At 54.3% G+C, this 12,058-nt stretch carries 8 protein-coding genes; 4 read left to right on the top strand and 4 right to left on the bottom strand.

Annotated elements, in window-relative coordinates; genetic code table 11:
* Window positions 1–27: 27 nt before the first annotated feature.
* The 3 genes from F4V43_RS15165 to F4V43_RS15155 all read right to left on the bottom strand — a co-directional run bounded on the left by F4V43_RS15165 (window position 28) and on the right by F4V43_RS15155 (window position 3,629).
* On the bottom strand, window positions 28–870 hold the full coding sequence (locus tag F4V43_RS15165; RefSeq protein ID WP_150459099.1) for a sugar ABC transporter permease: 843 nt from the start codon (window positions 868–870) through the stop codon (window positions 28–30).
* On the bottom strand, window positions 867–2,180 hold the full coding sequence (locus F4V43_RS15160; protein WP_150459098.1) for a sugar ABC transporter permease: 1,314 nt from the start codon (window positions 2,178–2,180) through the stop codon (window positions 867–869). The genes F4V43_RS15165 and F4V43_RS15160 overlap by 4 nt, the downstream gene beginning before the upstream one ends.
* Before the next feature lie 117 nt (window positions 2,181–2,297).
* Window positions 2,298–3,629, bottom strand: a complete 1,332-nt coding sequence (locus F4V43_RS15155) for a maltose ABC transporter substrate-binding protein (RefSeq protein WP_150459097.1) — start codon at window positions 3,627–3,629, stop codon at window positions 2,298–2,300.
* Window positions 3,630–4,258: 629 nt separating this feature from the next.
* Here F4V43_RS15155 and F4V43_RS15150 point away from each other — a divergent pair.
* The 4 genes from F4V43_RS15150 (at window position 4,259) to F4V43_RS15135 (ending at window position 10,405) form a co-directional block, all read left to right on the top strand.
* Window positions 4,259–6,007: an alpha-glycosidase gene (locus F4V43_RS15150; RefSeq protein WP_150459096.1), complete on the top strand. Its 1,749-nt coding sequence runs from the start codon at window positions 4,259–4,261 to the stop codon at window positions 6,005–6,007.
* A 231-nt stretch (window positions 6,008–6,238) separates the two neighbouring features.
* On the top strand, window positions 6,239–7,276 hold the full coding sequence (locus F4V43_RS15145) for a LacI family DNA-binding transcriptional regulator (protein ID WP_150459095.1): 1,038 nt from the start codon (window positions 6,239–6,241) through the stop codon (window positions 7,274–7,276).
* Between the two features lie 106 nt (window positions 7,277–7,382).
* Window positions 7,383–8,045, top strand: coding sequence for a beta-phosphoglucomutase (gene pgmB, locus F4V43_RS15140; protein WP_150459094.1), 663 nt, complete (start codon window positions 7,383–7,385; stop codon window positions 8,043–8,045).
* A 44-nt stretch (window positions 8,046–8,089) separates the two neighbouring features.
* Complete coding sequence (locus F4V43_RS15135) at window positions 8,090–10,405, top strand: glycoside hydrolase family 65 protein (protein WP_150459093.1); 2,316 nt, start codon at window positions 8,090–8,092, stop codon at window positions 10,403–10,405.
* 128 nt (window positions 10,406–10,533) lie between these two features.
* Here F4V43_RS15135 and F4V43_RS15130 read toward each other — a convergent pair whose 3' ends face one another.
* The gene (locus F4V43_RS15130; protein WP_150459092.1) at window positions 10,534–12,015 is read right to left on the bottom strand and encodes an ArnT family glycosyltransferase; all 1,482 of its coding nucleotides are present in this window, start codon (window positions 12,013–12,015) and stop codon (window positions 10,534–10,536) included.
* Between the last annotated feature and the right edge of the window lie 43 nt (window positions 12,016–12,058).

Here is a 12,058-nt window from a genome sequence, read left to right as displayed (position 1 = left end):
AAGATTCACATGGGTTCGGCAGCGTCGTCAGCCTTTACTTGCCCCGGCCGTAAGACCGTCTACCAGCAGCTTCTGCAGGAAGCCGAACAGAATCATAATCGGAATCGAGATCAGAACCGCACCGGCCGCAAAGGTCGTAAAGTTCGTATTCTGATTCGAGTTGACCATGTCATAGAGACCAACGGCCACCGTCCATTTATCTTTGGTTCGCAGAATAAGGCGGGCAAAGATAAAGTCTACCCAAGGGCCGACGAACTGCGTCAGCGCCATGTAGGTAATCATCGGTCTGGACAGCGGGAGAATGACTCTCCAGAAGATGCCGAAGTTGCTGGCGCCGTCGATACGCGCCGCCTCGTCCAGCGAACGCGGGATCGTATCGAGGAAGCCCTTGGCAATCAGCGTTCCGCCGAGCGGCGCTCCCGCCGCATAGACGAGAACGAGCGCCATATGCGTATCCAGCAGGTCGAACTCCTTGAGCAGCAGATAGATGGCGATCATACTCATGAAGCCCGGGAACATGCCCAGTACGAGCAGCACGGACATCGTCGTCTTCCGCGTCTTGAAGCGGAAACGGGAGACCGCATAACTCGTCAGCAGGGTCAGAAAGACACCCAGAATCATCGAGAAGATGGCGATCTTGAACGTGTTCAGCCACCAGTTCTGGAACAGCAGCGTGTTGTCGGTGAACAGTTGACGGTAATGCTCCAGCGTGAACGTCTCCGGAATAAAGGTCTTGCTGTAGAGCGATTTGCCGGGACGCAGCGACGACAGCAAAATCCAGAGAGCCGGATAGAGGGCCGCCACGGCGAGTATCACCAGCATAACGTAGCTGAGCGTCAGGCGTATATTCTTCTTAAGCTTAAGGCTCATTGGATCATATCCTCCTCTTGGAACGACTTCGTCCGGCGATAGTTATAGATCGAGAACCCGGCTACAATGATGAAGATGATAATGCCGACCGCCGAAGCCATGTTGTACTTGTTCTGGTCGAGCGTCAGCTTGTAGAGCCAGGTAACGAGCAGGTCGGTCGAACCGGCATACTGATAGTTACCGTTAACCGGATTACCGTTCGTCAGCAGGAAGATGGCGTTAAAGTTGTTGATATTGCCCGCGAACTGGGCAATCAGCGTAGGCGCGGTCGAGAACAGCACCATCGGCAGCGTAATAATGCGGAATTTCTGGTAACCGGTAGCGCCGTCCACTTCCGCCGCTTCATACATATCCCGCGGAATCGTAGTCAGAACGCCCATGATGAGCAGCATGGATACCGGAATACCGACCCACATGTTAACGACAATAACAGTGAACTTGGCCCAGAACGGGTCCGTCAGCCACGGCAGTTGACCTAGACCGAAATATTTCAAATACTGGTTGATCGGGCCGAACTGTCCGTTAAAGAGGTTGCGCATCAGCAGCAGCGAAATCATCTGCGGAATGGCGTAAGGAATAATGAGGATGGCTCTCCACATTCCTTTGAACTTGATTCCCTGCTGGCTGACCAGCAGTGCGACGAGCAGACCGCCGAAGTAGGTCGTAATCGTAGAGAGAATCGCCCAAATAATCGTCCAGGTCAAGACGCCGTAGAACGTATGGCTCCAGGACTTCAGAACGAGCAGATTGCGGAATGTCTCGAATCCGACCCAGTCCACCAGCTTGGCCGGAGGCATATGGTTAGGCGCAGAGTAGTTCGTGAAAGCCAGCAAAATCATAAAGATAATCGGCATGATGGTGAACATCAGTATACCGATAGAAGGCACGATCAGGAAAGTCTGCGCAAACTTGTAGTCGAGAATATAACGGATGCTGGCTTTGAAGCCGCCGGCTTGTTCTCCCTTGTCACGGGCAGCGCCAGTCTTCATGGCATCCTTAATGTTCATGTACCAGGCAATCAGGAACAGAACAAAGAAGATCAGGACAATCAAGCTTTGAATCAGAATAAAGATCGAGTGATCGCCTTTGACAAGCTTGGCGATTCCGTTGACCTTCTCAAAGTGCTGGGTCTTCTCGCCCAGCGTTCTCATACCCCAGAACGCGTCTCCGAGTTTGTTGATGAAATAAACCAACGATCCGGCTTCTGCAGCCAAGAAAATGAGGCCTTTAATGAATTGGCGGTTATATATCTGTCCCAATCCCATGAAAATCGTCGACAGTATAGCGGCTATCGTGCGGTGTCGCTTCATTTCCCTTCCGTTCTCCTCTCCTCGAGCAAAATCAGGGAATCGCCCGCCGCAACCGAGCGGCGGGCGATTTTGATTTCACGTGCTTACTGTTAAGAGCAGAGCTATACGCTATGCTTATTACTGGGCCGAAGCACCGTTGTTCAGGTCCTTGATCTGTTGAGCCGCTTTATCCATAGCAGTCTTCGGATCTACGCCCTTGTCCCAGATTTCCGGCAGAGCTGCGTTCACAGGGCTCCATACGTTGCCCATTTCAGGAATGGAAGGCATCGGCTGGGAGTTCTTCGTCTGTTCAGCAAAAGCGGAAATGTAAGGGTCGCCGGAAATCTGCTGATCGGCCAGAGCTTCATTGTTCGTCGGAATGGAACCAACCAGTTCATTCAGCTTCAGCTGGGATTCTTTGCTGGAAGCGAATTCGGCATACAGCTTAGCAGCGTTAGGATACTGCGTGTAAGCATTGACTGCGAAGATTTTGAAGCCGGCGAAGGAGATAGCGGTCTTGCCGCCAATTGTCGGCAGCGGAGCGATACCCAGTTTGTCGCCGAGGGCTTTCTTGTATCCGGCCAGTTCCCAAGGACCGTTGATGTCCATGGCTACGTCGCCGGAGTTGAACAAGCTGCGCTTGATGTCGGCTGTGATGTCGCCGCTCTTGATCGGCAGCACTTCTTTCAGCTTCATGTACTCTTTCAGGCCAGTGATTGCGCCTTCGTTGTTGATGCCGATATCGTCTTTGTTCGTGCCGTTCTCACCGAAGATGTAACCGCCGTTGGAAGCGATGAACGGATAGTTGAAGTACATGTTGCCAACTTCCCACATGATGCCGTATTTGTTCTTGGATTTGTCCGTGAACGTCTTGGCAAAGGTGATTACGTCATCAAAGCTCTTAGGAGCTTCTTTCACGAGGGACTTGTTATAGAAGAGGGCATAAGTTTCAGCAGCGCGCGGGTAGCCGTAGAGCATGTTGTCGTAGCTGGCAGCCGTGATGGAGGCTTCCGTGTTGTTGGCTTTGGTTTCAGCTTCGAACACGTCGTTCGGCAGAACCAGCTGAGCGGCTGCTGCGCGGCCCAGGTTGTCGTGAGGAATCAGGATAACGTCTGCGGCCAGACCGGAAGGACCGTCCTGGGACAGCTTCGTTACCTGGTCTGTCGGGCTCAGTTCTTCGATTTTAACCGGTACATTGTATTTCGCCGTAAATTCTTTGGAGATTGCGTCTGCAAAGGCTCTTTCTTCTTTACTTTCCCAAACAACCAGGGATGCGCCATCTTCCGGAGTGATCGAGGCAGCGGCGTCGCTGGCTGCAGGTGCTGTGCTTGCTGCAGGCGCTGTGCTTGCTGCCGGAGCCGCGGAAGAAGCGGCGTTGCCGTTGTTATTGTTGTTGTTGCCGCCGCACGCTGTGATCGACACGGCCATAGAGGCAACAGCGGTTACTGCCATCCATTTTTTCATGCTCATTACTAATAACCCCTCCTGTTTAATAAAACTAAGCTTAGCAAAGCTTTCAGAAAAGTTGCGCAAACGATTTCAAAAGGCCGAAAATGAAAGTGCTTTCTTTCTGTGCGACTTTTCAATTTCGGTTGGCTTCTCTTCGGAAAGCGCTTTATTGCTGAACCAATCATACAACAGATTCTACGTTTTGCAAAAACGTTTGCACAGGTCTAATATGCCCATTTTGATCATTATATATAATCTTTTCTTTGCATTACTCAATATATCGCAGATTTACTCTAATTTTCGCCGATATTGGTCTCTTAGTCCTCCTTTAATCCGCTTCGCGGATTTCCATGATGTTATGGGCGGTTTAAAAAACCGGTTTCCCGCTTTATTGAAACGCAGCATTTTGTCACCCTGCCTCTATGCAGCCCATGCAATGGTTTGTACAGAATCGCTTTTCAGACCGTTTCTTCCGTGCTATAATGCGAAGCAATGTTCATGAAACATGCACAACCGCGGACGTTTGAAACAACAATTTAAAGGCAATGCTATCGTCTATACGGTACAACCTCGGCAGATTTCAGAGCCAGGCTGTGCCTTTTTTGTTGAGACGCGGTACACCAATCACGATCTAACGGGAGGAAAAACCAATGCTGCTGGAAGCCATCTATCACCGGCCTCGAATGAACTGGTCCTATGCTTACGACGAGAACACCATTCATCTTCGTCTTCGCTCCAAGAAGGGCGATTTGACCGAAGCCTATGCCTGGGCAGGCGACAAATATGCCTGGGACCGAACCAAAGAACTGATCCCCATGACGCTGCTGACCTCCGATTCCATGTTCGATTACTGGGAATGCGAATCGGTCCCTCCTTACCGCCGGCTGAAGTACGGTTTTCTGCTGCTTCAGGGCGATGAACAAATCTGGATGACCGAGAACGGTTACCAGGAGGAGCAGCCGGCCAACCCGAACCGTCTGTTCGAGTTCCCTTACCTCAATCTGAGCGACGTCTTCGCGCCTCCGGCCTGGGTCAAAGACACCGTCTTCTATCAAATCTTCCCGGAACGCTTCGCCAACGGCGATCCTTCTCTCGATCCGGAAGACGCAGAGCCTTGGGGAGCTGCTCCGACACCGGAGAATTTCTTCGGAGGAGACCTTCAGGGCGTCATCGATCACCTGGATCACCTCTCTGAGCTCGGCATTACCGGCATTTATTTCACGCCGATTTTCGCCGCCACTACGAACCATAAATACGATACCGAAGACTATCTCCGGGTCGATCCGCAGTTCGGGGATACCGAAACGCTGAAACGCCTGGTCGGGGAGTGTCACAAGCGCGGAATCCGTGTTCTGCTGGACGCCGTGTTCAATCATTCGGGCCGCACGTTCGCCCCGTTCGTCGATGTGCTGGAGAACGGCGAGGACTCCCGCTATAAAGACTGGTTCCATGTACGCAGCTTCCCGCTGGAAATTGAGGACGATGTGCCGACCTATGACACTTTCGCCTTTGAACCTAAAATGCCCAAACTGAACACTCAAAATCCGGAAGTCAAAAAATATTTGCTGGAAGTCGCCGAGTACTGGATCAAAGAAGTCGGAATCGACGGCTGGCGGCTGGACGTAGCCAGCGAAGTATCCCATGAATTCTGGCGGGATTTCCGGCGTGTTGTGAAGCAAGCCAACCCGGAAGCTTACATACTCGGCGAAATCTGGCACGAATCCGCCCCTTGGCTGGAAGGCGACCAATTCGATGCCGTTATGAACTACCCGTTCACCGACGCCGTCATCGACTTCTTCGTCCGGGGCGATCTGGACGCTGCGGGCTTCGCCAATTCGATCGGCCGCCAGTTCTCGCGCTACTCCATGCAGGTCAACGAAGCCGCCTTCAATCTGCTGGACAGCCATGACACCGCCCGGCTGCTGACCCTCTGCGACGGCAACAAGCAGAAATTCAAGCAGGCTGTTGCCTTCCAGTTCACTTATATGGGAGCTCCCTGCATCTATTACGGCAGCGAATTCGGTATGGACGGCGGAGAAGATCCCGGCTGCCGGAAGTGCATGGTGTGGGAACCGGAGCTTCAGGACCGGGACATGTTCCGGTTCTATCAGGACCTGATCCGGATCCGCGGCAACCATGAAGCGCTCCGCAAAGGCTCCATCCGCTTCCTGGAAGCGGCCGTCAAGGGAAGCAAGCTGGCCTATGAGCGCCGCCTGGGCGATGAAGCCATTCTGGTACTGATGAACACCGGAGACTGCGGACAATCGTTCCGGCTTCCGGTTCAGGAGCAGGAATGGGAGAACCTTCTAACCGGGGAGAAGCTGCGGACTGATCGCGGTGTGCTGCATGCGAAGCTTCCGTCCTACGGGTATGCCATTCTCAAAGCCCGGACGCTGTAAACCGAAGCTGAACAGACTGCGGTAATTGCCCGGCCCAGAGCGCGAACGGCGCCCGGCCGGGCAAGCTTCCTTATGGCTTGAAGGGAATTGGAGGTTCCTCCAATAGAGGGGGGGCCTAATTCATGATTTTACATAAATTATGAGGGGGCCTATCCCTTTCTCTATTTACAATTTCAGCGGGTTCGATTAATATTACGATTGTAATACAAACGGTTTCATGAGGAGGTTTCTATGACAGTAACCATCAAGGATGTGGCGAAGAGAGCTGGTGTCTCTCCTTCCACGGTATCCCGGGTATTGTCCAATCATCCAAGAATCAGCCTGGAAACCTCTCGCAAGGTTAAGGAAATCATGGAAGAAATGGGCTATCACCCGAATATGATGGCCAAAAGTCTGGTCTCGAAAACCACCAACAGCATTTGCATTATATTGCCGAAGCCTGCGGAGGAACTCTTCTCCAATCTGTTCTTCATGGAACTGATTCGAGGCATAGTTACACAGGCCGGCCGCTCGGGGTTTGATGTACTGATCAGCTCGGGCGCCAACGAGAAAGAAGAACTGGAAGCGGTATCTCGGCTGCTTAAAGGCCGCCGGGTAGACGGCGTCATTCTGCTGTACTCCCGCAAGGACGACAGCGTCATCGACTTCCTGGAATCGAACGGCTATCCTTTCGTCCTGGTAGGACGAAGCGACCGTTACGAGAATATTCTCTCCGTCGACAACGACAATGTAATGGCGGCTTTCGATGCCACCAACCATCTGATTACCATGGGACATGAGCGAATCGGCTTTGTCAGCGGACCGCCGAATTTGATTGTATCGCGCGACCGGCTTGCCGGTTACCAAAAAGCGATGGAAGAAAGCGGCCTTGAGATTCGGCCCGAATGGATTGTAGAAGGCGAATTCCTTCAGGACAGCGGCTACCGGGCGATGTCGTTCTTCATGAACCTCCCGAATAGGCCAACCGCCCTGCTTGTTGTGGACGACATGATATCGTTCGGCGTGCTTCGCGGGCTGAATGAACTGAAATATACCGTCCCGCAGGATCTGGCACTCGTCGGATTCAACAACATCCCGCTCAGCGAGTTGTCCAGCCCGCCAATCAGCAGTATTGACATCGGCATTTACCACTTGGGTTACACAGCATCGCAGGTGCTGATTCAGGCTATACAGCAGCCGGACAAGGATATCGGTTACACCAACCGGTTCATTATCCCGCACCGCTTGATTGTGCGCGAATCTTCCATGTATTCGCCGGGCAGAAAGTAAAGCCAGACTACGGTTTCACCAAAATAAATGAAGCGGTTTACCGGCTTCATTTATTTTTTCAAAGATTGTACAAACGTTTGCGCTTCAAATCAAGAAGGAGGACATTATGACTACCATCAAAGCCTGTCTGTTCGATCTGGACGGCGTCCTGGTCGATACCGCCAAGTATCATTACATCGCCTGGAAGGAACTGGCCGACTCTCTCGGCTTCACCTTCACCGAGAAGGACAACGAGCGGTTAAAGGGTGTCAGCCGGATGGCTTCGCTCGATATTCTGCTTGAAATCGGCGGCCTCAGCTTCGACGATGCCAAGAAAGCCGAGCTCGCCCAGAGCAAGAACGACCGCTATGTCGAATATATCACCAAAATGGACAGCTCGGAGATTCTGCCCGGCGCCCTCGACTTCCTCAAGGAGTGCCGCAGCGCCGGAATCAAGGTAGCCCTCGGCTCCGCCAGCAAGAATGCCATGATGATTCTCGACAACACGGGACTGACGCCATATTTTGATGCCATCATCGACGGTAACAAGACCTCGGCGGCGAAGCCCGACCCGGAAGTGTTCCTGCTGGGCGCGCAGGCGCTTGAAGCCCGTCCGGAAGAATGCATCGTGTTCGAGGATGCCGAAGCCGGCATCGAAGCGGCTCAGCGGGCCGGAATGCGCAGCGTGGGCATCGGTTCGCCGGAGACTCTGGGCGCAGCCGACCTCGTCATCGCTTCGCTCGAAGAGATGAACACCCAGCGGCTTGGCGAGTTTTTTGCTTCCAAATAAGTTGTCTTCCAAATCTGTGTCTATGATAAAGGAGCCGATTGAAAGTGAAACAGTATCTGAAAATTGATGAATGGTCCATTATTGAAGAATCCTTTGATCCGCATAACCATGAAATTTCCGAAAGTATCTTCAGCATCGGAAACGGACATATGGGCGGACGCGCAAACTTTGAAGAGCAATACAGCGGACGCAGCCTGCAGGGCAGCTACATGGCAGGCGTCTATTATCCGGATAAAACACGGGTAGGCTGGTGGAAGAACGGCTATCCTGAATATTTTGCCAAAGTTCTCAACAGCACCAACTGGATCGGCATCAATATCGAAATCGACGGCACGCCGCTTGATCTGGCAACCTGCACGGTGTCCGACTTCCGCCGCGTCCTGAACATGAAGGAAGGCACGTTGTCTCGCAGCTTCGTGGCCCGTCTGGAGGACGGCAAGGAAGTGAAGGTCGAGAGCATCCGGATCGTCAGCATGGTTCGCCGCGAAATCGGCGCAATCCGCTACGCGGTAACGGCGCTTAACTTCTCCGGCAACGTTACGGTTACCCCTTATCTCGACGGCGACGTCAAGAACAAGGACTCCAACTACGACGAGAAGTTCTGGAACGAGGTGGAGAAAGGCGAAACGGCAGACGGCGGCTTCCTGACGCTGAAGACCAAGAAGCTGGACTTCCATGTTACCTCTGCCTTTGCTTACGATCTGACGCTGAACGGCGAGAAGCTGACACCGGAAGCGGCATCCGAGCTGCGCGACAAATACGTCTCCAGTACGGTTCAGGTATCGCTCAACCAAGGCGATCAGCTCGTTATCTATAAATACGCCGCCAATGTGACCTCCCGCAATCACGGACTGGGCCAACTTGTCGAAGCTGCCCAGACGGCGCTTGCTTCCGCGCGCGAAGCGGGCTTTGCCGCTCTGCTGTCCGAGCATGCCGAGGCATGGAGAGACAAATGGAAAGAAAGCGACATTATCATCGAGGGCGACGTGTCCGCCCAGCAGGCGATTCGCTTTAACATTTTCCAGCTGAACCAGACCTACACCGGCGAAGACGACCGCCTCAACATCGGACCGAAGGGCTTCACCGGCGAAAAATACGGCGGCAGCACCTACTGGGATACGGAAGCCTACTGTGTGCCGTTCTACCTCAGTACGGCCGATCCGTCGATCTCGCGCAACCTGCTGATCTACCGTTACAAGCATCTGGAGAAAGCCAAGGAGAACGCCCGCAAGCTCGGCTTCACCAAGGGTGCGCTCTATCCGATGGTAACGATGAACGGCGAAGAATGCCACAACGAATGGGAAATCACCTTCGAGGAAATTCACCGCAACGGCGCCATCGCGCATGCCATCTTCAACTATGTCAACTACACGGGCGACAAGTCCTACCTGGGACAGTACGGCCTGGAAGTGCTCGTTGAAATCTCCCGCTTCTGGGAGCAGCGCGTTCATTATGTCGCCCATAAAGACAAGTATGTAATGCTCGGCGTAACCGGCCCGAACGAATACGAGAACAACGTCAACAACAACTGGTATACGAACCGGATGGCTGCCTGGACGATGGAGTATACGCTGGAAACGCTGAACTACCTGAAGGAGAACGAAGCTTCCCGCTACGAAGAGCTGGTCGACAAGCTCGGTCTGGAAGAATCCGAGACTTCTCTCTGGGCCGACATGATCGCCAAGATGTACTACCCGGCCGATGAAGAGCGCGGCATCTTCCTGCAGCAGGACGGCTTCCTCGACAAGGAAATCGTGCCGGTGAAGGATCTGGCTCCGGAGAACCTCCCGCTGAACCAGAAATGGTCGTGGGACCGCATTCTGCGTTCCTGCTACATCAAGCAGGCCGACGTGCTGCAGGGTCTGTATTTCCTGGGCGACCGTTACGATCTGGACACCAAGAAGCGCAACTTCGACTTCTATGAGCCGATTACGGTTCACGAATCCTCCCTCTCCCCTTGTATCCACGCCATTCTGGCCTGCGAACTGGGCTACCGGGAGAAAGCGTACGAAATGTACCTGCGCACTTCGCGTCTGGATCTGGACAACTACAACAACGACACGGAAGACGGCTGCCATACGACCAGCATGGCCGGTACCTGGATGTCGATCGTACACGGCTTCGGCGGACTGCGCGTTCATGACGGACGCCTGGTGCTTCAGCCTTCGAACCCGGGCCACTGGACGTCGTACTCCTTCAAAATCGTATTCCGCGGCTCCCGCCTCAAGATCAGCGTAACGGACCGCGAAGTGATCGTGGCCAACGAGACCGATGTTCCGGCACAGCTGAAAGTATACGGCGAAGAGTTGACGGTAGGCGGACTGAGCTCCGTGACTGTTCAGCAGACTGTCTCTGCTTAAGAGGAGCAGAATCTCGTCAAATATCAGATTCATACAGAAAGGCCGTCCCGAAAGGGGCGGCCTTTGTCGTGCTGTCATGCTGTCCTACTGTCCTACTGTCGTGCTGTCTGGTCGTTCGGTCAGGCAGATTACGGAGCAGGCTTCACATATTCCGAACTGACCAGATATCCCCAGCCGGAGGCTTCCACGATCTTCAGCTTGTCATCGGCAATTAAGGATTCATTGGCAGTGCTCCTTGGAAGCAGCAGCAGCGATCGGGGATGGTTCCTGAACTCTTGGAGCTTCCCCTCTTCCGCCGCTCTCATTCCGCCGTAGAGCTTGGATGCGAGCACTACGCTCTGCGGCATGTCTTTGCCCGGATGGTCGTAATAGTACAACGTATATTCTCTCAGCGAGTCTCCGGCCGGCAGCTTCCGAAGCAGCGCCTGCTCCGGCCCCGCATCGGGTGCGCCCTCCGAAGACGCCGTCCGCACCGCGCCGCTCTCCATGAGAAGAAAGAGCAGGACAAAGGCGCCGGCCAGAGCGGCCCTTCCCTCCCTTCGCCGTACATTCCGAAGGAGAGCGGCCAGCAGGACGGCGGTAGCCAGAGCGAGTGCGGGGTAGACCGGCATAATGTACCAGCGGATCTTGGTGGAGACGGCCGAGAACAGCAGCAAGGGCACCGCAATCCAGAGAATGAGACCCAGCATGTCGCTGTCCAGCGGAAGGATGTCCCGGTTCCGCCGAAGCAGCATGACGAATGCAGTGCCGACGGCAAGCGCGAGCAGCGCTGCGCTCCATTCCAAGTGATAGAGCTTCAGAATGTGGAGATAGTAGGTCGGGCCGTTGGCATGCTGCTCAATCGCCGTAGAGGAACGCGCCAGCAGATCGTACCGGATCATCTCCCGCACAAACCGAAAGCCGTCGTGCGGATACCGAAGCGCCAGCCAGAGCAGAACCGGCAGGGATGCCGCGAGCCCGAATCCGGCCAGATGCCTGGGCTTCATCTCCCGGTACCGGCGCGTGATGACGGTGTACAATCCGGCGATGACCAGCAGGATACCAGCATGCCAGCTCTTGGTCAGGAAAGCCAGGGCGAACATCAGGCCGGTGACGGCTATCCAGCCCGGACGGCGCTCGGTCAGCAGCAGGGCAATCACCCCGACAGTCAGCCAGAGCACGAAGAGCGCGTCCGCGTCGCCTGCCCGGGCGGAATGGTGAAAGATAAACTGCGTGCTGGTTATCAGCACGGCAGCCGCAACCAGTGAGGCCGCATTCCCGTAGCGGTAGCGCGCGTACCCGGCAGTCGCCGCTATCGTCAGCAGAGCTGCGATAGCGGACACGAGCCGAAGTCCGAGCAAGTTGAAGCCGGCCAGCTTGTAGCCGAGCGCCACTGTCCAGAAGCTCAGCGGGGGCTTCAGATTCCAGTAATCCGTCTCCCAATTGTATGTATTCACCGCATAATTCCCGCTCTTCAGCATCTCATAGGCGCTGACTCCGTGCCTGGCCTCATCCCAGTCCTCAATCGGCTTGACGCCGAGATTCATGAACAGGTTGAAGCAGGCCGCAGACAACAGCAGCAGAGCCAACAGCAGGTACAGACGATCGGATATCACTTCCCGGGTTCTCATTCTTTCCCCTCTTCCCCTTCTTCTATTCTTCCGGGCTCTGCTC

It is taken from the genome of Paenibacillus spiritus, assembly GCF_008710135.1.
GTDB classification, from domain to species: Bacteria; Bacillota; Bacilli; order Paenibacillales; family Paenibacillaceae; genus Paenibacillus_AQ; species Paenibacillus_AQ glufosinatiresistens.
This window is presented reverse-complemented; position numbering and strand designations above follow the sequence as displayed.